This is a genomic window from Microvirga sp. HBU67558, from assembly GCF_018069605.1.
Lineage (GTDB): Bacteria > Pseudomonadota > Alphaproteobacteria > Rhizobiales > Beijerinckiaceae > Microvirga > Microvirga terrae.
In genome coordinates, this window is sequence record NZ_JAGPUP010000478.1 from 1 (window position 1) to 22,606 (window position 22,606).

Genomic DNA, 22,606 nt, shown 5'->3' on the forward strand with positions numbered 1-22,606 from the left:
AATGCCAACGACAACGTTGACATGGGTGAAGTGCGCCTCGCGGCGTAACCATCCGGGGCTCGGGATAGCCTAGCAACAGAAACGGCACCTTCGGGTGCCGTTCCCATATTTGATCGAACACGCCAGTTGAGCAAGCGCCTCCTCGGAGCCACTGAGGCGGCTGTTCATCAACTCGTTGCTGCCCAGCATGATGGAGAACTCGGCCCCGCGTTTCTTGAGGCGCAACTCTCCTTCGTCACCAGGGATCTTTGCCGTGTCCAGGAGGGCCCAGGGGATCATGAATAGCTCGTCAGAAAGCGCTACTGATTTTACTTGCCGAGCAAGTGGTCGAAGTCAGCCAGAACATGGTCGATCAGCTTGCGACGGCGTAGATCGCTTGCATCCAAACTCTGGGCGAGGAGGCCAAGCAGATAGCGTGCCTTCTCAGCCGCTTCGTGCCAATCAGTGGCAGGTGCGGCTGCGAGCAGATCCTCGAGTTCCGCCTGTCTCATACGCAGTGCTTCCTGGTCGGCTTCGACTTCCGACCGGAGACGTCGAAGATCAGTAGCCTTCTGGGCTGCCATGCCGCGATGAGCATCGAGATTGGTCGGTTGATCAGTCGTCATCTGGTTCCTCCGTATCCGTTCCCGGCGCATCCACTGGAGAGTCGATCACTTAAGTGCGTTCGATCAGCAGGCGAGCCAGGGTCTTGGCCAAGCGCTCGTTTTGGCCAACGGGCTCAGGCGTCACATCGTGCCATTGATGTGCTCGAAGCGCCCAGGCGATATCCGAGAGGCTGCCGAGAGGCTCATGCGGCCAAGCAGGCTCGCCCGTGGGCGTCAGGATCATAAACTGCCGGGAGGCCTTCATGCCAACGCGGGCGACGTACAGGATCTCATCGCCCCGTCGAAGCAGCACGAGCGGTTCGTAGATCTGCGATCCGTGGAAGAAGGCTTCGCCATTGGTCAAATCTCGGACACCCGGGCTGTGATTTCGCCCTCGCGCACGGCGCGCTCACCGAAGCCGGACGATTTGATGCGGTACCAGACTTCGCCGGTCTGATCGGCCGGCATAAGACGCGTTACCTCGTAGATGCCGCTTGAACTGGCACGCTTGTCCGAGAAGTTCGGATGGGTGATGCGAACCAACTGATGAAGTTTATACTTGTGAGACATTCTGTTTTCTCCTGAAGCTGGGCCTTGACGCGTGGGCGAGCGCTGCGGGGCTTGGGTGGCACAAACGAAAAAGCCGCCCCACACGCGGGAGCGGCTTCAAGGCTTAGCGGCACAGATAATGTACTGAGCCTGTCATCGTGGATCACGCGTTCTCGATGTTATTGACGGGGATCTTGCCAGAGCGGCGGTCTTTCGCTGTGTCGAAGGCCACCTTCGGCCTTCGATGAGGTTGCGCATGCCGGCGCGCTCAAGAGTGGATGCATGGACGAACACGTCCTTGCTGCCATCGTTCCGGTGGATAAAGCCGAAGCCCTTCATCTCGTTGTAGAATTGCTCAGTGCCCGTAATCATAGGGGTAGCCATTCGGGATTGTCGCAGATGCACGTGAGCGAAGGCACGCCAAAGCGCGGCCGCAACCCGGTTCATCGATGTAATGGTAAGAAAGTCCGAACGTGCGCCTGGAAAAACCAAAAGCGAAACGACCCGATTGTCCGGCCAAAATCCGATAATTGTTATATGAGTCTTTTCTACGCGAATTGCAAGTGTTGACTGCTTTTACTTTGAATTTGGGCGGGTCCCGTTAGCAGCCGATGCAATTCGAGGAGAGATCTAGCGCATCGTGCGGACAAATTAGACCCAGTTTTCCGCACGATGCGCTCCCTAAACCCAACAAAAGGTTCCACTCGTTGGGAAAATGCCACGCATCGCTGAGTCTCCGGCATATTCGCCGGCATGCCAAACTCGCGAGGCAAACAATCGACGTTCAGATGGCAGGCAAAACAACGTACCCAATCCGCTCAAGGTCTCAGCGTACGACACGTCCTTTATCGTCAGCTGATCATCGAGCCATCACTGCACTGGCCAGAGAAGCCCGCGCGTGCCATAAGCTCTCCATGAACACCGAACCCATGTACCCTTATTCACTAGAGGTCATGCCCTGCGAGAAGCCGGCAGGACACTTTCAGTGGAGTATTCGAGAGCGTGGCAGGCTGATCCAACGATCGGACCGGCCGCACCCATCCGAGTCTAAAGCCCGCGAGAAAGGGCAAGCCGAGCTTGAACGTCTGTTCTTCGGCGGACGGGATCGACGGTAAAGCCAATCCGAGCGACGCTGCGCAAAGGTGATCTCCGTTGCAGTGATCCTCCCCAGGGAGGTTCGAAATCTTCATATTGTCGCGCTTCCCATTGACCAGTTTGACGGGACCAGATGGGAGTTCGCAGATCAGGTCCAACTTAGAACGACGTGCTCACGGCACCTGTCGCAAAGCTGGTTGTCCTGATCCCGTCTTAGTGACTGTTGCGCCATCACTTCCCTTTGACCAATCAGCCTCGTGGGTTCCGGGGCGAGCGGACCGCCGATGGCCAAAGCTGAAACATGTCGCCATTCCAAGAATGGTTCCTCTCTTCCGAAGCCCCGTACCCTCGTGCAGGAGGAATTGTGGTGCAGCCGTATCGAGCGGTGAAGAAATGGGGCCACGTGATGTAAATGGGCTTGAGCCGCGGATCCAAGGACACAATCAGGTTTCTACCGAAACCGCGAAAGAGTTCGCCGCAAAGGACTAGACATTAACTATTGACCCAAAAACTCTCATGCAAGGCTGTCGTGGACGTCCGCCATCACAACTCGTTCAACGATGGATCCGCATGGACAGGCTGTAGTCCTGGGGTGGGAAACACAGAGTCGCAACAAATCCCGCGGTCCTCCATATCCGGCTCCTAGCGATGTTCATTCTCTTTCTTGGCTAGCGCAATCTTGCTGCGGGCTCTGCTTGCCTTGTGGCCGGCCAGATCCTTGATAAATGACGCTGCCCACTGCGAGACATCGGAGACCCACAGAACGCTCAACATCGCCTGCCAGCGTGCGACCCGCTCCTCACGGCTCATGTGCAGCGCTTGCTGAATCGCTTCGGCTACTTCGACCTTGTCGTTCGGGTTGACAATGAGGGCATCGGTGAGCTCCTCAGCCGCTCCGGCAAATTTCGACAGGATGAGCACACCAGGATCCTCCGGGTCCTGCGCGGCCACGTATTCTTTAGCCACCAGGTTCATCCCGTCCCGAATAGGGGTCACGAGGCCGACCCGAGACAGCCGATAGAGGCGTGCAAGGATTGCACGAGAATAGGTGCTGGTTACATAGTGGATCGGCACCCAGCCTGGCTCACCCAAGGAGCCGTTGATCCGCCCCAGCGTCTCATTCACAACTCGGCTGAGGGTCGCGTACTCGGGCACTTCGCTTCGGCTGGTTGGGGCGATCTGCAGATAGGTCACCCGTCCCCGCTGATCCGGATGGTTGACCAGAAAGCGCTCGAACGCCTCCATGCGCTCCGGAATGCCCTTTGAGTAATCCAGCCGATCAACCCCGATGATCAGCTTGCGGGTTCCCAATCCAGCAATCGTCTGCTTCAGAAGCCGGCTCGAGCCAGAGCGTTGGGCGGCCTGCTGGAACCCATGGACGTCAATGCCGATTGGGGCGCCCTTAATGCGAACACGGCGGCTTCCGACGTCGAGAAGATCGGCCCTGCGGTGGATGGCGCCAAGTTCCTGGACGAGGCTGCGTCTGAGGTTGTCGGCATCCCGCTCTGTCTGCACACCCACAAGATCATAGTCCGGGATGACGCGCAGGAGCTCTGTGCTGCCTGGAAGAGCTCCAAACACTTCAGGAGCGGGCCAGGGAATGTGATGGAAGTATCCGATCGAGTTGGTGATCCCGACCGCCCGCAGTTCGCTCGCAAGAGGGATGAGGTGATAGTCATGAACCCAGATGAGATCGTCAGGCTGGATCAGATGAGCCAGTGCACTGGCGAAACTCCGATTGACCCGCAAGTAACCTGCGTAATCAGCCCGCGAGAACTCGGACAGACCAATCCGATAGTGCATGATGGGCCAGAGCGCCCGGTTGGCGAAACCGTTATAGTATTCCTGCCGGTCGAGCGAAGTCAGGTCCATAACGGCGTACCGCACCTGCCCCTTGTCGATGATCTTGGGCTGGGCCGCCGGATGGGCTGACACCTTACCGCTCCAGCCGAACCACAGCCCCTGATAAGCTTGCAAGGCCTCGTGCAGGGCCACGGCTAAGCCTCCTGCAGCGGCCTTTCCGGTGGCGTCCGGAATAGCCACGCGATTGGAGATGACAACGAGCCGTCGCAAAGGCGTCTTCCTTTTTGTAGCATGCTGGAGGGTAGCCCAAGGACGAACACGCTAGCAAACACCGCACATGGGCTTGGTCAGGCAGGTAGAGGCCATTCTGGACCGGGAAGCAGATAGCTTCTCATTTGGCTATGGTGGCTGAGGAGCGAGATCGGCAGGGCCGACCCGAGCCGCTGAGAGGTTTCAACAGTCAAGCCAGCGCCACAGACTTGCCCGTAGCAGGAACTGTGCCCTTGCTGCTTCGCTGAAGACGACTGAATAAATTTATTACTGAGTATCGTTACACTGCATTCAGCTGGCACCCACCGTTGGCCGATAATGCGTTCAAGAGGCCGATCATCTGAATGAGGTTGGAGGGTTTCGAGAGAATGCACCTTGAGGGGCAGGCTGCATGAACTCCGCAGGGCCTGTCACATAACGATAGGCAGGCCAACGCTCGCGATAAGCCCTCGCCACCTCCTTGCTCTGAGCCTCCGACATGCGAACGTCGGTCCATAGGGCATCGACAGCAATCCCGGGTTGCGGGAACCTGAGGACCTGCCCTCCGCTAGCCGCTTCTGTGACCTCACACCCGGCCTCTTCGAGCCCTGCCACGGCTACCTTGCGGAGGACGACATCATCTTCCACGACTGGAATTCCATGATCATCCCGCCGCATAGTGTGCCTCCATGGACTCCCAAATCACCTCATCAAGCGTGTTGGGCTCCATAAAGGCGATTTGCTGAAAAGTGTCTGCGCTCCCAGGGAGCCTTCCTGTCGGTGGTGGCGATGTAATGCTTCCGTGGACCACGTTAGGCATTCGGAACCCTCGAACCTTTGGGGAATTGAACACCCTCTTACCACGGCGAAGCTCGATTAGATGCCTGACCAAAACGATACCGACCAAGAGGAGTTGCTGGAGCAGCAGCGGGCCTTGGCAGAGTTCGGGGACTTTGCGCTCAAGACCGAGACCATCGATGACATCCTGAACAGGGCCTGCGAGCTCATCAGCCGGGCGCTTGAAACCGACTTGGCCAAGCTCATGGAACTCCTGCCTGATGGCCATACCTTCAAGGTTCGTGCGGGCGTCGGCTGGAGACCAGGGATCATCGGAGGGGTCACTGTCACGGCGGCCGAGAACTCACCGGAGGGGCTGACCCTCAAGGAGGGGGCGGTCATCTCGAAGAACTCCGATGAGGAGGATCGCTTCGAGTACCACAACTTTATGAAGGAGCATGGGGTCAAGGCGTTTGTGAACGTTCTCGTGCTGAGCAGCAAGGGGCGTCCTCCCTTCGGTGTCCTTCAGGTGGACAGCCGCGAACCCCGGGACTTCACGCAATCGGACATCGAGTTCCTCCGCAGCTACGCCAATCTCCTTGGCGCCGCCATCGAGCGCCTGCGGGTCGTGGACGAGCTGCGAGCGGCCGTGCGGGAAAAGGATCTTCTGATCGGCGAGCTTAATCACCGGGTGAAGAACACTCTGACGACGGTGCAGTCCATTGCCTCGCAGACACTGCGGAACGCGCCCTCGCTTGACCATGCCTCGGACGCCATCGAGAGCCGTCTCATCGCGCTGTCGCAGGTTCACAATGTGCTGACCGACCGAAGCTGGGCACATGTGGCGCTTCACGACATTGTCGCACAGGCCGTCGAGCCATACCGCAGCCGCAGCGAGAGCCGCATCCACGTCCAGGGCCCGAGTGTACAGGTCCCGCCGCGCATGGCGCTGCCGCTTGCGATGGCGCTTCAGGAACTGGTGACGAATGCCGTGAAATATGGGGCATTGTCCAACGGAACGGGGCAGATCCGAGTCCATTGGACGCTGGATGGCACGAGCACTCCTCCGCGCCTGCATCTGCTGTGGGAGGAGACGGCGGGACCGCCTGTCCAGAAGCCGATCCGCCGGGGCTTCGGCACGCGGCTCATCGAGCGCAGCCTGGCTCACGAACTCGCGGGCGAGGTACGGATTGAGTTTTCTAAGACGGGCGTCGTATGCTCAGTCGACGCTCCACTGGTGAGCTAAGGCAATCAACCGCTCCTGGCACTGGGCTGAACTTGGCCGTATTTCGACAATGGATTGGTATCGGGACGTTCGCAGAACCTCGCCCAAGGATTCAGGATGACCCATAGGAGACGTTGGAGCAGAACAACTGCCATGAAGTAACAAGGTATAAAATGACCATCACGATCCGTTTGGCACAGAAGACCGATGTTCTGCCGATTGCGCGGCTGCATTTTCATACGTGGCGGGAGACCTATCGCGGTCTTGCTCCGCAAACTGCATTCGACGCGGTGACGGAGGAGGTCAGGCTGGCCCGTTGGCAGAGTATGCTTTCAAACGCCGAAAGCGAGCGGATCGTTATGGTTGCCGAAGCGGAGAGGCAAATGGCAGGATTCGGTGCAGCCGGACCAGCCTCCGACGACATCTTTCAGGGCCGAGCCGAGGTCAAGTTTCTCTATGTGGCAGCCGCCTTCAACCGCATAGGCGTTGGCCGTAATCTGCTGCTTCACCTTGCGCGCCACATGATGGAGGCCGGCTACAACGGCGTCGGACTTGGTGTGGTTGTCGGGAACGATCCGGCCATCGCGTTCTACGAACGAATGGGAGGAGAAAGGGCCGGGAGCTATACCGATCCGGGTCCTGTATGGCGCTCCCAGAACTATCTTTATGTCTGGGATGATCTGCCGGCGCTCATGGCCCAGGAGCGGAAGAGCAATCATTGAATGCGCAGCGATGTTCGCTGGCGTGAACCGAACATGAGAAAAAGGCTCACGCATCACTGCGTGAGCCCATGTCCAGATTTAGTCCGTGCCTTGATTGATGCCGATGGGCGTCAGCTTGTTGGCCTGGAGACCATATTTCTTGACGATCTCATCATAGACGCCTTTCTGCTGAAGGCGCTCAAGACCTTCCTTGATCGCATCACGCAGTTGGGTTTCGGTCTTCAGAACGGGAATGCCGGAAAGGGAAACCGTGAAGGCCTCGCCGATGAGTACATAGCTGTTTGGTTCCTGCGACTGGAAGTACGGCAGGGTCTCGTTGCCCTGGACGGCAGCATCGAGGCGCTGCGTCTTCAGCTGCGTGCGGGCATCAGCCGATCCCTCGGTGCCGATGGCCTCAATGGCCGACTTTCCCTTCGCCACGCAGTTGGCTTGGCTCCATTCGCCGATCTGGCGGGGCCAGTTGGTGGAGCGGCTCGCGCCGACTTTCTTGCCGCACAGGTCCTCAGGCGCCTTGATGGTCGCCGCCATGGCGGGTGAAGTGTAGAACTGCGCGCCGGATTTCATGTAGTCGACGAAATCGACGATTTCGCGGCGGGCCGGGAGATCGCTCATGCCAGCGAGTGCGATGTCGACACGTCCGGTCTGAAGCGACGGGATCATCTGAGCGAAGGCGATTTCCTGCCATTCGATTCCAACGCCGAGTTCCTTCGCGAGAGCCTCGCCCAGATCAATGTCAAAGCCCGTGAGCTTGTTCGTAGCCGGATCCTTGAAAGTGATGGGCGCGTAATTCGGCATCGTCGCGACGACGATCTTGCCAGCCTTCTTGATGCGATCCGGTAGTTCCGCTGCGTGGGACGGGGCTGTAAAGCCCAGAGCGATCACGCTCGCGAGCAGACCTGCTGTCAGTTTCATTGTCGTCTGTCCTTTCCTGAGGGGAACATTCGTCAAGCGAGAACCGCGGCGATGAAATCGCGGGTTCTCTGTTGTTGCGGGTGCACCAGCACCTCTTGCGGTGAGCCCCGTTCCACAATGGCTCCCCGATCCATGAAGACAACTTCGTTCGCGACCTCGCGTGCAAATCCAAGCTCGTGCGTCACGACGATCATCGTCATGCCCGAACGCGCCAGATCTTTCATGACGGCGAGAACCTCGCCGACCAACTCCGGGTCGAGCGCCGAGGTCGGTTCGTCGAACAGCATCAGCTTGGGCTTCATGGCGAGGGCGCGTGCAATCGCGACGCGCTGCTGCTGCCCGCCGGAGAGTTCCGATGGATAGGCATCGCGCTTTGCCGAAAGCCCCACACGTTCCAGAAGCACCATTGCCTCGTCGGTGACTTCGTTGCGGCGGCGCTTCTGCACCGTCACCGGGCCTTCAATGATGTTCTCAAGGGCCGTCATGTGCTGGAACAGGTTAAACCGCTGGAAGACCATGCCGCTCGTCAGCCGTTGGCGGGCAATCTCTGAATCTGTCAACTCATAGAGCTTGTTCCCGACACGGCGATAGCCGACGAGTTCGCCATCGACCCAGATGGCTCCGGAATCGATCCGCTCGAGTTGGTTGATGCAGCGAAGGAGCGTGCTCTTTCCCGACCCAGAGGGGCCGACGATGCAGAGCACCTGCCCGGCGGGGATTTCGATCGACACACCATTGAGCGCCTGAACGGACCCAAAGGTTTTGCGCACATCGGCTGCGACGACGACAGGCATCATGGCTCAGCTCTCCACAGCCGAGGGCGCGGCAGGACGAGACCGCCGGCCTGAGCCCCTCGCGAAGTAGCGTTCAAGGAAATGCTGGCCGATGCTCAGGACTGTCACGATGATCAGATACCAGCCCGCGGAGACGATCAGAAGCTCGATCACCCGCGCATTGGCATAATAGACCGTTTGCGCGTTGCGCAAAACTTCGGCGAAGCCGATCACGCTGGCGATAGACGTGAGCTTCACCATGCTGATCACTTCGTTGCCCACCGGCGGAATGATCACCCGCATGGCCTGGGGAAGGACTATGCGGCGCAGGGTTGTCAGGCGCGTCATGCCGATGGCCTTGGCTGCCTCTGTCTGGCCTGCATCCACCGACAGTATGCCTGACCGGACGACCTCGGCCGTGTAGGCACCCTGATTGATGCCGAGGCCGAGCAGGGTTGCCACGAAAGGCGTCATCACATCGACCATGCGCGCCTCGAACAATCCAGGGATGCCGATGCGCGGAAAAACGAGAGCAAGGTTGAACCAGAGCAGGAGCTGAAGGAGGAGGGGTGTTCCGCGAAAGAACCAGATGTAGAAGACGGCGATGCCCTTCAGGACCGGGTTGGGCGACATCACCAAGATAGCGAACAGAACGCCGAGCGTGATGCCCAAGGCCATGGCACAGATCGTCATGATGATCGTGTTGCCGAGGCCGCTAATGATGGATTGGGCCGTGAAGAACTGGCCGACCACGGCCCAGTCGATCTGCCCTTCAGCGAATGCCTTCACCACAAGGGCGAACGCCGTGAGGATCAGGGCGCTGGCGATCCAGCGTCCGTAATGGCGGCGCGGTACATGAGTCAGGTGCGCGATCGACGGATCGAAGCGCGCGGTCTGCCCCGTGCCGATCGAGGAGGGTGCGGTGGTGCTGCTCATTCCGTTTCTCTCCATTCGTGCCTGTTCAGACCCGAGGGCCGTCATAATGCATCGCCCATTCGCGCTGTTTAACAAAATCCATGCGCAGGCGGGCAAGCTGTTCGGCGACCCGAAGCGGCGCCGTCCCGCCATAGCCGTCTCGGGCCCTGATGGCGGCATCCGGCGTTAGGTTCGTCATAAGGGCTGCGTCCAAGCGCGAATCCACGATCGATAGATCGTTGGCGCTCAGATCCTCAAGGCCGATATTGCAGTCCTCGCAATATCGCACCAGGCGGCCGGTGATCTCGTGGGCCTCCGAGAACGGGACACCCTGGCGCGCAAGCCAGTCGGCCACTTCGGTGGCTAACGTGAATCCATCGGTCGCTTGGCGGCGCACTTCATCCACATCGACCCGCATCGTCCGAACCATTCCGGCCATGGCCGGAAGTACGAGGGCGAGGGTATCGATGGCTTCGAATGCGGCCCGCTTGTCCTCGACGAGATCGCGATTGTAAGCAAAGGGCAATCCCTTGAGTGCGGTCAGCATCGTCCCGAGTGCACCGATGAGGCGCGCGGCCCGGCCGCGAGTCAATTCCGCAATGTCGGCATTCTTTTTCTGCGGCATGATGGATGAACCGGTGGCATAGGCATCGTCGAGCGCGATCCAGCGAAACTGGCGCGAGGACCAGAGGAAGATCTCCTCGGCCAAACGGGACAGGTTTACGCCGGTCATCGCGGTTACGAAGAGAAACTCCGCGACATGGTCGCGGCTGCCAACCGCATCGATGGAGTTTTCGCAAGGTGCGTCGTAACCGAGCTCACGGGCGGAGGATTCCGGCGATTTGGCGATGGCCGATCCGGCAAGCGCCGCAGCGCCCAGCGGAGAGCGTGCCGCGCGCCGATCCCAATCCTGCATGCGCTCGATGTCACGGGCGAAGCCCTGAGCATGAGCCAGGAGTTGGTGCGCAAAGCTCACCGGCTGCGCGGGCTGAAGATGGGTGAACCCAGAGGCTACGGTCTCGAGATGCTGTTCCGCCTGGAGCGCAAGAGCATCTTGCAGGACCAACAGGTCGATGACGATGCGACGAGCCTGATCGCGAAGATAGAGCTTGAGATCGTTAGCCGCTTGGTCGTTGCGCGAGCGTCCGGCCCGGAGCTTGCCGCCGAGGGGGCCGAGCCGTTCCGTGAGCTTACGCTCCAGAAAAGTGTGCACATCCTCGTCCTGTTCCGATGGAAGGAGGGATCTGGCGCCGACTTCGGCCTTGAGGTCGGCAAGAGCCGCCTGGATAGCCTCGCCCTCCTCCTGGGTGAGGAGCTTGGCTCTCACAAGCTCGCGCGCATGGGAGAAGGAGGCGGCGAGATCATAAGCCGCAAGGCGGAAATGGCTTGGATCGGACCGCGAGAGGTCCATGAGCTCTGGGGCAGGACCCGAGCGGAAGCGTGAGGCCCACAGAACAGTTGTCGATGTCATGCCGATCTCCTTTCCTTTGGTTTCCCAAGGGGAACTTCGGCTGGCAAATGAAATTATGTCGCCTTGATATTCTATTTTGGAATAGAAAGAGCCCTCGGTCCTCTTCTCTCCTCGGTTATTTTGTTCCATGTCGATCCAGCGCCTCCCGGGCTCCATGACCGCCCTGCGCGTCCTTCTCGCCGTTGCCGAGCACGGCACGGCCTCCGCCGCTGCGGCGGCCGTCAACCTGTCTCAGAGCGCGGTGAGCAAACATCTACGCGGGTTGGAGGAGACATTGGGAGTTTCCCTGTTCGCTCGCGGCAACCGTGGTCTCGTGCCGACGGAAGCCGGGCGGATCTACGTGAAGTATGTTCGCCGGGCCCTAGCGGAACTCGAAGCGGGCAACGCGCAGGTCTCTGCCCTCAAGGCTTCGCCTTGGTCCGTCAGGCTCCATGTGCTGCCGATCATTGGCGATCGGTGGCTCGTACCGCGCTTCTCGCGCTTTGCGGAACGCTATCCAGAGATCGACGTGCAGTTCACGACTTTCGTGACGACGGATACGGAGGAAGCGGCCGATGGGGTCTTCCGGTTCGGGGAGGGTGAGTGGCCGGGGCATCGAAGCAGCTACCTATTCGGCCGCGATGTTGCCCTCGTTGGCGCAGCCTCCTTCGTTGCGCGTCTGGGTGGCATCGAAACGGCGGAGGATGTGCGCCGCTATACCGTACTCGATCATTTTCAAACGCCCCTGCGCTGGAGCGAGTTTGCCGAGGCCCATGGGCTCGATGACTTCACGCCCGTGCATACGACCCGGTTCGGGTTCTATTCTCTCGTCATCCGTGCGGCGATAGCCGGCCAGGGCCTCGCACTTGTTCCGCGCCGACTCGTGCAGGAGGAACTCGAGGCAGGACGATTGGTCAATCCAGCAGGTCTCGGCTTCAAAAGCCGCAACGCCTATTGGTTCACGACACCGGAGGATCGCCCCATGCGTCCGGGGCTGGAGGCTTTCCGGAATTGGCTATTGGAAGAGGTGCAGGCGTACTGAAGGTCAAATCCGCCGAACTTCGAACCAGAAAGCCATGTGACTGGGACTTCGCCATTGCCAGCAAGGGGCTGAATGACCGCAGTTGGCACCTTCCGGAAGTACGCCGAGATTCTGCAAAGGCGCGAGAGCGGACCTTTATTTGGCCCGCTGCGGACTTTCCGCTGACGCTGTGATGCTCTGCTCAGGCGGTTTGTAGTGCCTGGATCAAATCGCGGGCAAAGCTCTCGCTGGCGGGCGGAAGTGTCCGCTCCGCCTTCTTGATGATCGAGACCTCCCGGGTAAATCGTTGGTCATCGACAGGACGCGAGCGCAAGGTCTGCTCAGCTCGGACTTCCATGGCAGACCCGGGCACGATGGCGGCCCCCAGTCCTGCCCGCACCATGCCCACCGCCGTCGACATATACGTCGCTTCAGCCGCAATGACAGGCAAGCGGCCGGCCGCAAAAAATGCGGCATCCACCACCGCACGCACGCTTGTGGCCGGGTGCATCAGAATAAGCGGATGTCGGATCAAGGCCTCTAGATCAACCTGTTCCATCTCGCCAAACGAATGTCCGACCGGGTAGACAACGTGCATGTGATCCTGCGTCGTATGCAGCACCTCGAAATCAGGATCGACGATCCGGCCGCCTGTCAGTCCAAGGTCGACCTGCTCCTCACGGACCTGGGCAATAACTCCGCTGGCGATCACGTCGTGGATCACGAACGAGATCTTCGGGTTTGCCTCCCGGAATTGGGCAATGATCTCCGGCAGGACACCCGCAGCAAAAGAGGGCAGGGCAGCAAGGCGCACGAAGCCGTGCCGCTGAGCGGCCAAATCCCGAGCTTCAGCGACAACGGCATCAAGGTCCCGCAGGATGCGCTGCAACGCCGGGACGAGTTCCCGACCGATCCTTGTCAGCGAGACAGTTCTGGTGTTGCGGTCGAATAGGCGCACACCCAAGGATTCCTCCAGATTGCGAATCTGCACTGTGAGCGCCGGCTGCGACAGGTTTAGGAGGCTGGCGGCCCGAGTGAAATTGCCAAGCTGAGCCACAGTGACGAAAGCGCGGATCTGGCGGAGGTCAGGATTCATAAATGCAGTCTATTGCTGTAATCCAACCATTTCAATTGTGTGATGAAAGGATCCGACCTCTAATGCGCGGCAGATCTGGAGGCACGCATGAGACAGATCAGGATCGGCGCAGGTGCAGGCTATTCCGGTGATCGGATCGAGCCGGCGATCGAGCTCGCGGAGAAGGGAGACCTTCAGTATCTGGTGTTCGAGTGCCTCGCCGAGCGGACCATCGCTCTGGCCCAGCAAGCCAAGCTCAAGAATCCTGCGGCCGGCTATGATCCGCTTCTGCCGGAACGGCTTCGGGCCGTTCTGCCTCTCTGCCATTCCAAGGGCATCCGGATCATCACGAACATGGGAGCGGCCAACCCCATCGCCGCGGCTGAACGCACGCGGGCAGTCGCTCAGGAGCTTGGCCTCGCTGGACTCAAGGTCGCGGCCGTCACCGGCGATGACGTCCTAGCCCATCTATCCAAAGGTGATTACCGCATCGAGGAAACGGGTGCTTCTGTTGCCGATACAGGCAGCCGCGTCGTGTCAGCCAACGCCTACATCGGGGCGCAGCCTATTGCCGAGGCGCTCGCCAACGGTGCCGATATCGTCATCACCGGCCGGGCGGCCGATCCTTCGCTCTTCGTCGGTCCCCTAATCCATGAGTTCGGCTGGACCTTGGACGATTGGCATCGGCTCGGCCAAGCCACGCTGATCGGACATCTTCTCGAATGTGCCGGCCAAGTGACAGGCGGGTACTTCGCCGATCCTAGCTACAAGGATGTTGCCGACCTTGCGCGTCTGGGCTTTCCCATCGGCGAGGCCAGCGAAGACGGGTCCGTTGTCATCACGAAAGTGGCGGGCTCAGGAGGGCAGGTCACACCCGCCACCTGCAAGGAGCAGATCCTTTACGAGATCCACGACCCGGCCCGGTACTTCACCCCCGACGTAATCGCCGACTTCTCGCGCGTCACCGTAGAGGAGATCGGGCCTGACCAGGTCCTCATTCAAGGTGCCGCCGGCCGCTCGAGGCCCGATACCCTGAAGGTGTCTATCGGTACGATTGAAGGCTTCGTCGGCGAGGGGCAGATCTCCTATGCTGGACCTGGCGCTCGCGCCCGAGGCGAACTCGCGCTCGACATCGTCAGGGAGCGGTTGAGGATCACCGGCGTTCACGCCTCGGAGCTGCGCTTCGATCTCATCGGCGTCAACTCGCTCCACGGAGAAAGGCTCTCTGGAAATGGCGGCCACCCTGAGCCCTATGAGGTCCGGGTCCGCGTCGTCGGGCGCACCGACAGCCTCGACGAGGCCGTGCGGATCGGCAACGAGGTCGAGACCCTCTACACCAACGGTCCAGCAGGCGGGGGAGGCGTGACGAAGTCCGCCCGCGAAGTGGTCGGCATTCTCTCGACCTATATCCCGCGCCACCTCGTCTATCCCACTGTTCACTACGTGGAGGCTTGAGATGAAGCTCCGCCAGATTGCTCACTCCCGCACCGGCGATAAGGGCAACACGTCCAGCATCTCGGTCATCGCCTATGACGAACGAAATTACCCGCTGCTGCTCCAGAACCTCACGCCCGAGCGCGTGAAGGCTCACTTCGGCGACCTCGTGGCCGGCGAGGTCACCCGCTACGAGATCCCGAGCCTCGGCGCCCTGAACTTCGTCCTGCGCCAGGCACTCGGCGGCGGCGTGACTCGCTCGCTGACCCTCGACACCCACGGCAAGAGCCTGAGCTCCGCTCTGCTCGATCTTGAGCTTCCCGATGATTCCCACCCCCACGAAGCGCCAGCCCAAGGCGCCGCCTGACAACCATCCCCTGGAGGAGACGACCATGAGAGTGAAAACCTGGACCGCTGCTTTGGCGCTTGCTGGGACCGTGCTAGCCACCCTGCCTGCCACAGCGCAGACCTATCCCGCACGCACCATCAAGTTCATCGTCCCCTTCGCCGCAGGCAGCGCCACGGACGCTCTTGCCCGCATCGTGGGCGAGCATGCCTCCAAGACACTGGGCCAGTCTATCATCATCGAGAACATGGCCGGCGCGAATGGCAATCTGGCCGCCCAGAACGTAGCCCGGGCTGAGCCCGACGGGCACACCGTGCTGATCACCACGAACACGACGCATGGGGCCAACCAGAGCCTGATGAAGAACGTGCCGTACGACGCTATCAACAGCTTCGAGCCAGTCACTAAGCTTGGCACCATCTCACTTGCACTGATCACGAATCCATCCGTGCCGGCTAAGAACGTTCAGGAACTTATTGCCCACGGCAAGGCAAAACCCGGCGAGCTCACCTTCGGGTTTGGTTCGAGTTCATCCCGCATTGCTGGCGAGATGCTCAAGTCCCTAGGCGGTGTCGATATCCGAGGCGTGCCGTACCGGAGCAATCCTCAAGCCATCACCGACCTTCTCGGTGGGCAGATCAGTATCGTCTTTGCCGACATCTCGACCACACTGCCGCAGGTGAAGGGCGGCAAGGCAAATGGTCTTGCGGTCTCGACGGCCAAGCGCAGTCCGCTGGCTCCCGAGTTGCCGACCATGGCCGAGGCAGGCGTGCAGGGCTATGACCTCGCCGCTTGGTTTGCCGCCTTCTTGCCGGCCAAGACACCCAAGCCCGTCGTCGACAAACTGCGGGAGGCGCTGGTGGCAGCGGTCAACGACAAGGCCACCCAGGACAAGCTCCTCACGGCCGGCATTGAGCCGCAGTCCAGCACGCCTGAGGAACTGAAGGCGTTTGTCGGCACTGAGATCACGAAGTGGGCTGAGATCGTCAAAGCTGCTGGCATTCAGCCGGAGTGAGTGGTCAGCGGGACTGAACGAAGAGATAAGCCGTTTCCGAGCACGCATAGGTCCTTGGAAACGGCTACATCAGGGCGTGCAAGCGCTTCCAGGCTCTGCCGCAGCCCGGGCAAGAGGCGAACCGAGCTAATGTCGCGAATTGGCACTCCTGAGACGTACGAGCTTGGTCCGCTTCGGCGTTTGAGAGCCGAGGGTTATTCTGACGTTTATTTAGCCGTCGGAATGCGAGTGCCTGACCCGAAGGCGATCTTCTGCTCTGGCAGGGAGGCATACCCTGAAGCAGCTTTGGCTTATCAAAAGCTTTGCATTGCGTGAATCTGCAAAGGCAGATGACAGCCCACATGGGTCTGGATGATGAGTGCTTTCAGCCTTGGCCTCAGGCTGGGAATGATAGTTGAAACTGATGCGACCGGCGCAGCCTACAGGGTGGTTACACCTCGGGGGTGTAGCCTGGGGTGTAACCAACCTATAACAGGCTGGTGAGCGATATTATTTCTCGATCAAGTTCTTGATTCAGAATAGGTTTCGCGAGGAACCATGGGGCGAATGCAGGCGGTTTGACGGTTGAGGAACCCCGCTACGGAAACCTGTCTCTATGCCTGTAACCTCACTGATACCGAATGGGCGCTGCTTGAGGCCCTTGTCCCTCGCAGCCATCCAGCGGGACGGCGGCAAACCTATCCATTACGGCGCATCGTCGATGCGATCTTCTACCGGCGGCGTACCGGTGCCCAATGGCGGCGGCTGCCGCACGCGTATCCCAGCGTGGTGCCGTCTTCTACCACTATGCGTAGTGGCGATTGTACATCGACATGTGTAGCCTCGCCTGCAAGCGGGTTTTCGCCCCGTCACCGACTCCTCCTCCGACAGCTACCACGTGGGTGCCCAACCTGGATGCCCGCGCTCAGCAAAGCATCGCGCGCTTCATCCCGGAGGGCAGCCATCCAAGGCGCCCAGCACCAGTCATGCACCCAAGCCTGACCGCCAAGCGCGAGCACAGGAAGGAGAGAATTGCCGGGCTGCTCGGGCAGGCCGCAATGGACGCAGCCACATCGCGGATCCGAGGCAGGATCCGGGTTCAACCGAAGCCACTGCGTGATCGTTTCCTCAAGTGCGAGGTGCTCTGCTTCAACACGAGGTAGCCCTCCATCATGTTCACGAATGGCAGCACGCTCATCGAAGTACGCCTGCCAGTCCTCGGCATGCCAGCATTGCCGGTCCTCTAGCGGGCGGATCAGTTGCAGAAGATCCGCCTTTTTGGTCTGAACCGCTGCCACAATCTCATCCGTGAGGGCTCGTGTCGGGCCGTCGATGATTAATCGCTCACCTTCGGCTTCGACCATCACGCCGCGCCGGCGAAGTTCCCGGAGAAGCGCTCGTGCCTTCACAGAACGACCCGCCGCCGCTGTAGGAGGGGAGGGGGATCCTGCCCTTCGGTTTCGTCTGCAATCGTGCAATCGCCTTCATGGGCGCTGCCGCGGCGGGACGACAATGTTTCCACCGTGGGCAGGATCGCCTGCTCCTGTGGGAGAGCATCTCCGATGACATAACGGGCGGTTTGGCCCCGTGAGCGGGCTTCATTGCGCAGGTATCCCCGCCGCGCAGCCGTTTGACAACGACGTGAAGCTGATGAGACATCGAGCTGGAGGTAGGCAGCGACCTCCGAGACGCTTGCTGTGTCCTCTGGGCCTGCGATCTGACGGACGGCATCCACCGTCTCACGGATCGACGGGGAAATGGTCGCCTGCACGCCTTCAGCCATGGACTCTAGCACAAGGCCATAGATTGTGGCGTAGTCCTCCAGAATGACGACCACGCGGCCTTGCTCATCGCGCTGACGACTTGCCTGGTGCAAAAGCGCGTGAGCCTTGATCAGGTTGAGGAGGAGCTTGAAGTCCCGGCGCAGCCGAACAGCAATGGGAGGGATTAATGCCGCAAGATCCTGTGCGAATGGAATGAAGACCTGCGCATTAGATGCTGCAATCCACTGCTGCAGGGCAATCCAGGGACTGCGATCCACTTCGTTCCGCTGGCCGTCTGTGGCTATCGCCCGCAGGATCGCGCGCGTTTGGACTGGCGTATCAACTAATGTGAGTGAGATCAGACGCGTTTCATTCTCAGGGTGAAGGCCATCGCGGGTTGTTGTAACAATGAGGCCTGTTGGACCAGACCGCTCAATCAGGCACGCCGTCAGTCCGTCAGATGTTTTCTGGACAGTCTCATAACGGACACATCCTTCGCTCAGAAGCGATCGGATCAGATAAGATGCCATTTCGCTGTTCATGCCATCTGCCTCGTAGAGCACAAGCATCCGGTGCTGCAGGGGCTCTTTGCTATAGGCCAGGGAGCGGTCGGACATGGCTGTCAAAGCGTAGTAGGTACTTGGGCCGAAGAACGAGAGCACCGTTTCGACGAGGAAGCTCTTGCCTGCAGACGAGGGCCCCTTCACCGCAATGGAGATGGGGCGGTCCAGGATCCGGCTCGTGACCGCTAAATAGAGGAGCTTGGCCTCTCGATCGACGCCAACAAGACCGACGTGCCCTAACTGGGTGACGAAATGGTCGAGAAGATCAGGCCTTAGAGCCAGTTCCTGGCACTGGGTCCATGCCTCCTTCTTGGCCATATTCTGCTGCTGCTTGTCCTCATCAGACCAGAAGATGGAGGCAGCCAGCGCGGCTTGCCACCGTTCGTTGAAACGCTCGGGATCAGCAAGGTGCAGGGCACTCGGATCCTTGAAGCCGTCAAGCCGCACGAGCCGGATGCGATCTCGCAGAGCAGATTGCCTGGTCCAGCGCAGCGTCGCCTCGCCACCCTGATCGGGTTCAACGACAACGTAGATGGCATCGAACGGCTGCAGGTGGGGAGCGTCACGCTCCTCCTTCCACATGCTGGCCCGGGGCAGACCGACGGCATTGATGCCGTGGTGCCAAAGCGTATGACAATCGCTTTCGCCTTCAACCAGGACGACAGGCTTGTCGTGCTGCAGCTGCCAGAGGCCGTACAAGCAGGGCTTGGCTCCCTTCTTCCAGCGGAAGCGGTCATCCCCACTCTCGCTTTTATCAAGGGCGATCCTGAAGCGGATCGCGGGCTCGTTCCCATGTTGGTCTTTATACGGGATCCTGACAGCCGGGGCACTCTGGTAGGTGATTTCTGACAGACCAACACTCTGCAGAAAGGGCAGGGAAAGTTGCTTCGTTCGAGCATAGCTCTCCAAGGTGCAGCCCACCGTTTGCACGTTTGCAGGCGGATTGGACAGGATAGGCTCCCCCGCCCCCCGTGAGCTTAATGGAGGCGAATGTCGTCGCTCACGGCTGTTAGAGATCTTCAGTTCCCGCATCAGGAGACCGGCGGCCTCTCCTTGAGAGACACCGTGTAAGTAGGCGTAAAGGCTGATCGAATCCCCGCCGCGATCCCCGGTGGCGAAGTCTGCCCACTGGCCGGTGTTGACGTTGACCTTGAAGGATCCAAGGCGGCGGTCATTCCGACGTGGGTTCCGTGCCACCCACTCAGATCCCACGAGGTGACCATCTGGGAGCCAGCGAGAAAGGAGCGTTTGAAGCTGAGGCTTTGCACTTGCATTGATCAGACTGAATGTGCCGGTGCCTGATCCTTGCTGTGCTTGGTTAGGCTTTGCCATAGCCGCCTCCGGCCTTCGAGGTGGCATTGCCTAGGTTCGCCTTGATCCAGGCTACAACATCCCTGCGGTGGTAAAGGACCCTCAGGCCGAACGTCAGGTACTTGGGCCCCGTCCCAGTCACGCGAAGATGGTGAAAATAGAGGTCTGGCACACCGAAGCAGTGTTCGAGTTCGCGCTCACTGAAGTACGTCCAGTCCGGGAGGGCATGGCCACGCGCACGTGCGATCCTTGAAGGCGTCAAGCCGGAAACGCCTCGTTGGAGTTCCCTCGCCTTAGCCATGATGACCTCCTGCCTCGGAGGTGCTGCTGAAGGTGTTTACGGCGGTCCAGGCTTCGACAGCCTCGCGCGTGTAGACAACCCTCCGGCCGAGTTTCACATAAGCAGGTCCAGTTCCTGCAAGGCGATGTCGTTCGAGGGTGCGGGGCGAGAGACGGAGGAGTGCAGCGACCTCGTTTTGAGTGAGGTAATTTCCGGATCCGACTTGGTGTGGTAGGTGCTCGGATCCTGCATTGGTCACAAGGGCAGACATGAATGACTCCGATCTGATGCCTTATGTCGGCTTATGATCGGTCCATCGTAGTTTCCCCGCTAAGTAATTGAAATAACTATGGATCAAACCTTGTGCTTTTCAGCGCTGAACCCGTCCATACAATTCATCACGAATTGCGCGCTCGAGATTGATAGCTTTTCCGCCTGCCTTGACAGCAGGGCCTGATGCGATCTCGCAAAACTCAAGAAAAGGACCCGTGGTTCTCCGTGTCCGCCTATTGTAAGAGAGTTTCGGCTCCTGCTTCGCATAGGTCCTCCAGATCTTGAGCAGTTCGTTGACTGTCCATTGGCGGTCTGCATTTGCAGAGGGGCCGCTTTTTCGGAACCGTTCTGAGGTTCGATTTGCGGACGAATGAATCTGCTTAAGGTGGACGATCCATGCGAAGTAGCGTCTCTTCCCATAGTCGGAATAAAATTCCGGCGCATTTGAGTCTTCAATGGCGATTATGTAGGGCCCGAACTGCCGAATTGCTTCCTCTTGAAGAGCCCTCCTACTGGTTAGATCGAGATCGCTCAAAGCTGTTAATAAGGCCTGTGTTCGCTTTTCAATGTCTTTGAGAGACTCGCGTGTTTGCTTTCGTGTTGGCCCATTGTCATTCGAACGGAATGTCATTTCAGCCAACCATGCAAAATGAACAATATCATACTTGAAGTCGTCACTGAGCCTGTTGATGGGCGCCTTCAGCAGGTCGGCTAATTTGCGACGTTCTACGACAGTGAAGACCTTGTCATATTCCTCAGAGATATTGATTTCTTGCATAGGTACCTACTCGATGCGTTCTTTCTCCGGCTGATGCTCACCCGCACGCATTGCTGTTTCTAGCCGTCCGCCGATCAAATCTGCAGCCTGCTTCAGTGGATCGGATGCGAGATGAGCATAGCGCGCGGTTGTGGCGGCTTGTGCATGCCCCAGCAATGCGCCGATGACTGGGAGGCCGAGACCTGCTCCCGCACCTATCGAGGCGAACGAGTGCCGTAGATCATGGAGGCGCACATCCGGCAGCTGTGCCAACTGTCGGATCGCGCGCCAGGGCTTTTCGAGGTTCACAAGGTGCTTACCCTGACGCTCCCCTGGAATGACAAAGGGGTTGCCATCTAGATGAGGCAGGGCAGTGAGGAGCTCGCGGGAGGCGGCATTGAGGTACACCGTTTTCGCCCCAGTCTTGCTGTCGGCGAGATTGAGGAAGCCCCGCTCCAAGTCTACATGATCCCACCGCAGGGTCAGGATCTCGGTTAGCCGGGCGCCTGTGAACACCAGTAGCCGGATGGCGGCCACAACATAGGGTGACCTTAGCTTTTGCTCCTCTGCTTGAGCAAGCGCTGCGCCCAAGCGAGCCAACTCGGCCGATGAGAGATAGCGCCGGCGCTTTTGTTCCGTGAAGCGCTCAATACCCACACACGGGTTCCGCTCCCCACGCCGGCCGGACCAGTTGAACATCTTGGACAGGAGCGCCACCAGCCTGTTGGCTTGGTAGGGTGTAGCCCTGAACTTCAGGTGCAGCCTCTCAATGTCCGACGACCGAACCTCGTCGATCTTCAGCCGGCCCAACTCGGGTTTCACAACCCGCTCATCAGGCGCTTGTATTCGGTGTAAGTGCGATCCTTGGATTTGGCCTCGACGTGCTCCTCCAGAAAGCGATCAGCTAAGGCGCTGAGGGTCGGGGCGGAACCGTCCTTCTGCTTCTTGTCGGCTGGATCTTTGCCCTCGGCGACCAAGCCAAGGATCCGCTTGGCCTCCCGCCGGGCCAGCTCTGGCGTCGAGGGGGAGCCGTGTTTGCCGATTGTGTACCAGCGCTGCCTAGCCTGCGAGCGGTACTTAACCAAGTAGACTCGATCACGCCGTTGGCAGCGCACGCCAAAGCCGCGGATTTCGACATCCCAGATGATTTCTCCCGGCGCAAGTCGGTCGACTGCGGCCTTGGTGATCTTGATGGCTGCTTCAGGCATGGTGGTTGCTACTCAGCGAATTAGCTACCATGCTGAAGCGTAAATCAGCGGTGCTGTGGCGGCTAGCGTCCGCCGAAACTCTTCAAGAGTAGGGCATGCGGCGGTTAGTGTCGGATAGGTAGTAGTCCGGACCGCAAACTTTTAATCAGAGGGTCCTGGGTTCGAGTCCCAGCGCGCTCACCAACAACATCAAAGGGTTACCGGCATCTGCCCTTTGAGCTGTTTTTCTCCAGGTAGCCCATAGGTAGCCAGACGCTCCCTTCAGCTCGCGCTTGCTCCTGGTCAACTCGGGCAGATCACGTCTGCCCGCACTGTGGATGTGTCAGTGTCAGTTCGCTCCGGGGCAGGCGCGTCGTAGATGATCAGCAGGGCTCCTTCCCCCGCCTCAGGCCAGAGTTCAATCCCTTCCGGATGATCCACATGCAGTTGGTAAGGCAGTTCGGCGACAGTCTCGATCCGCTTAGGGTCGATCACCCCAGAGGCATTGTCGTGCGCCGCATCCCGCCACCTTAAAACATACGCTGGCC

22 protein-coding genes and 2 pseudogenes are annotated in these 22,606 nt (G+C 59.6%); 7 read left to right on the forward strand and 17 right to left on the reverse strand.

Annotated features, from left to right (window positions below; translation table 11 throughout):
• Positions 1–308: 308 nt before the first annotated feature.
• The 5 genes and pseudogenes from KBI52_RS08375 to KBI52_RS08395 all read right to left on the reverse strand — a co-directional run bounded on the left by KBI52_RS08375 (position 309) and on the right by KBI52_RS08395 (position 4,301).
• A complete protein-coding gene (locus tag KBI52_RS08375; RefSeq protein ID WP_210806704.1) occupies positions 309–605 on the reverse strand; it encodes a hypothetical protein in 297 nt (98 codons plus the stop codon).
• 49 nt (positions 606–654) lie between these two features.
• The gene (locus tag KBI52_RS08380; RefSeq protein WP_210806706.1) at positions 655–948 is read right to left on the reverse strand and encodes a hypothetical protein; all 294 of its coding nucleotides are present in this window, start codon (positions 946–948) and stop codon (positions 655–657) included.
• Complete coding sequence (locus KBI52_RS08385; RefSeq protein ID WP_210806708.1) at positions 945–1,154, reverse strand: hypothetical protein; 210 nt, start codon at positions 1,152–1,154, stop codon at positions 945–947. Before KBI52_RS08385 ends, KBI52_RS08380 begins: the two co-directional genes overlap by 4 nt.
• 142 nt (positions 1,155–1,296) lie before the next feature.
• Positions 1,297–1,505, reverse strand: a pseudogene (locus tag KBI52_RS08390) (cold-shock protein).
• A gap of 1,365 nt (positions 1,506–2,870) precedes the next feature.
• Positions 2,871–4,301: a trehalose-6-phosphate synthase gene (locus KBI52_RS08395; protein ID WP_247654275.1), complete on the reverse strand. Its 1,431-nt coding sequence runs from the start codon at positions 4,299–4,301 to the stop codon at positions 2,871–2,873.
• An 859-nt stretch (positions 4,302–5,160) separates the two neighbouring features.
• Between KBI52_RS08395 and KBI52_RS08400 the strand changes: the two genes are divergently transcribed.
• Positions 5,161–6,303, forward strand: coding sequence for a sensor histidine kinase (locus KBI52_RS08400; RefSeq protein WP_210806710.1), 1,143 nt, complete (start codon positions 5,161–5,163; stop codon positions 6,301–6,303).
• A gap of 152 nt (positions 6,304–6,455) precedes the next feature.
• The gene (locus KBI52_RS08405; protein WP_173948605.1) at positions 6,456–7,004 is read left to right on the forward strand and encodes a GNAT family N-acetyltransferase; all 549 of its coding nucleotides are present in this window, start codon (positions 6,456–6,458) and stop codon (positions 7,002–7,004) included.
• Between the two features lie 78 nt (positions 7,005–7,082).
• Here KBI52_RS08405 and KBI52_RS08410 read toward each other — a convergent pair whose 3' ends face one another.
• Genes KBI52_RS08410 through argH form a run of 4 tightly spaced genes read right to left on the reverse strand, consistent with a single transcriptional unit; the run spans position 7,083 to position 11,075 of the window.
• Positions 7,083–7,916 carry an ABC transporter substrate-binding protein gene (locus tag KBI52_RS08410; RefSeq protein ID WP_173948604.1) on the reverse strand — a complete coding sequence of 278 codons (834 nt, stop codon included), beginning with the start codon at positions 7,914–7,916 and terminating at the stop codon, positions 7,083–7,085.
• A gap of 32 nt (positions 7,917–7,948) precedes the next feature.
• A complete protein-coding gene (locus KBI52_RS08415) occupies positions 7,949–8,713 on the reverse strand; it encodes an amino acid ABC transporter ATP-binding protein (RefSeq protein ID WP_173948603.1) in 765 nt (254 codons plus the stop codon).
• 3 nt (positions 8,714–8,716) lie between these two features.
• Positions 8,717–9,625 carry an amino acid ABC transporter permease gene (locus tag KBI52_RS08420; RefSeq protein WP_173948602.1) on the reverse strand — a complete coding sequence of 303 codons (909 nt, stop codon included), beginning with the start codon at positions 9,623–9,625 and terminating at the stop codon, positions 8,717–8,719.
• A 25-nt stretch (positions 9,626–9,650) separates the two neighbouring features.
• Positions 9,651–11,075 (reverse strand): argininosuccinate lyase, encoded by a 1,425-nt coding sequence (gene argH, locus KBI52_RS08425; protein WP_210806712.1) that lies wholly within the window; start codon positions 11,073–11,075, stop codon positions 9,651–9,653.
• 127 nt (positions 11,076–11,202) lie between these two features.
• On the opposite strand from argH, the gene KBI52_RS08430 reads away from it, so the two are divergent.
• Positions 11,203–12,096 (forward strand): LysR substrate-binding domain-containing protein, encoded by an 894-nt coding sequence (locus tag KBI52_RS08430; protein WP_173948598.1) that lies wholly within the window; start codon positions 11,203–11,205, stop codon positions 12,094–12,096.
• 181 nt (positions 12,097–12,277) lie between these two features.
• Here the strand turns inward: KBI52_RS08430 and KBI52_RS08435 are convergent, their stop codons facing one another.
• Positions 12,278–13,171 (reverse strand): LysR family transcriptional regulator, encoded by an 894-nt coding sequence (locus KBI52_RS08435; protein WP_173948596.1) that lies wholly within the window; start codon positions 13,169–13,171, stop codon positions 12,278–12,280.
• An 87-nt stretch (positions 13,172–13,258) separates the two neighbouring features.
• On the opposite strand from KBI52_RS08435, the gene KBI52_RS08440 reads away from it, so the two are divergent.
• The 4 genes from KBI52_RS08440 to KBI52_RS33430 all read left to right on the forward strand — a co-directional run bounded on the left by KBI52_RS08440 (position 13,259) and on the right by KBI52_RS33430 (position 16,926).
• Complete coding sequence (locus KBI52_RS08440) at positions 13,259–14,605, forward strand: acyclic terpene utilization AtuA family protein (protein ID WP_210806714.1); 1,347 nt, start codon at positions 13,259–13,261, stop codon at positions 14,603–14,605.
• A gap of 1 nt (position 14,606) precedes the next feature.
• Complete coding sequence (locus tag KBI52_RS08445; protein WP_173948592.1) at positions 14,607–14,951, forward strand: hypothetical protein; 345 nt, start codon at positions 14,607–14,609, stop codon at positions 14,949–14,951.
• A 25-nt stretch (positions 14,952–14,976) separates the two neighbouring features.
• Positions 14,977–15,945 carry a tripartite tricarboxylate transporter substrate binding protein gene (locus tag KBI52_RS08450; RefSeq protein WP_210806715.1) on the forward strand — a complete coding sequence of 323 codons (969 nt, stop codon included), beginning with the start codon at positions 14,977–14,979 and terminating at the stop codon, positions 15,943–15,945.
• Between the two features lie 564 nt (positions 15,946–16,509).
• Positions 16,510–16,926, forward strand: a complete 417-nt coding sequence (locus KBI52_RS33430; protein WP_256439475.1) for a transposase — start codon at positions 16,510–16,512, stop codon at positions 16,924–16,926.
• Between the two features lie 266 nt (positions 16,927–17,192).
• On the opposite strand, the pseudogene KBI52_RS33435 reads toward KBI52_RS33430, so the two are convergent.
• The 7 genes and pseudogenes from KBI52_RS33435 to KBI52_RS08490 form a co-directional block, all read right to left on the reverse strand.
• Positions 17,193–17,333 (reverse strand): annotated as a pseudogene (locus tag KBI52_RS33435) (hypothetical protein); the annotation flags it as partial.
• Positions 17,330–19,582 (reverse strand): hypothetical protein, encoded by a 2,253-nt coding sequence (locus KBI52_RS34015; protein WP_315974918.1) that lies wholly within the window; start codon positions 19,580–19,582, stop codon positions 17,330–17,332. The pseudogene KBI52_RS33435 and the gene KBI52_RS34015, both read right to left, overlap by 4 nt.
• A gap of 272 nt (positions 19,583–19,854) precedes the next feature.
• Positions 19,855–20,112, reverse strand: coding sequence for an AlpA family transcriptional regulator (locus tag KBI52_RS08470; protein ID WP_173948588.1), 258 nt, complete (start codon positions 20,110–20,112; stop codon positions 19,855–19,857).
• 99 nt (positions 20,113–20,211) lie between these two features.
• Positions 20,212–20,892, reverse strand: coding sequence for a hypothetical protein (locus KBI52_RS08475; protein WP_210806719.1), 681 nt, complete (start codon positions 20,890–20,892; stop codon positions 20,212–20,214).
• Between the two features lie 6 nt (positions 20,893–20,898).
• Entirely contained in the window at positions 20,899–21,693 is a 795-nt protein-coding gene (locus KBI52_RS08480; RefSeq protein WP_210806721.1) for a site-specific integrase, read from the reverse strand.
• Entirely contained in the window at positions 21,690–22,079 is a 390-nt protein-coding gene (locus KBI52_RS08485; RefSeq protein WP_210806723.1) for an integrase arm-type DNA-binding domain-containing protein, read from the reverse strand. The genes KBI52_RS08480 and KBI52_RS08485 overlap by 4 nt, the downstream gene beginning before the upstream one ends.
• A gap of 282 nt (positions 22,080–22,361) precedes the next feature.
• On the reverse strand, positions 22,362–22,606 hold a 245-nt coding region (locus KBI52_RS08490), incomplete at its 5' end, for a DUF3616 domain-containing protein (protein WP_210806725.1).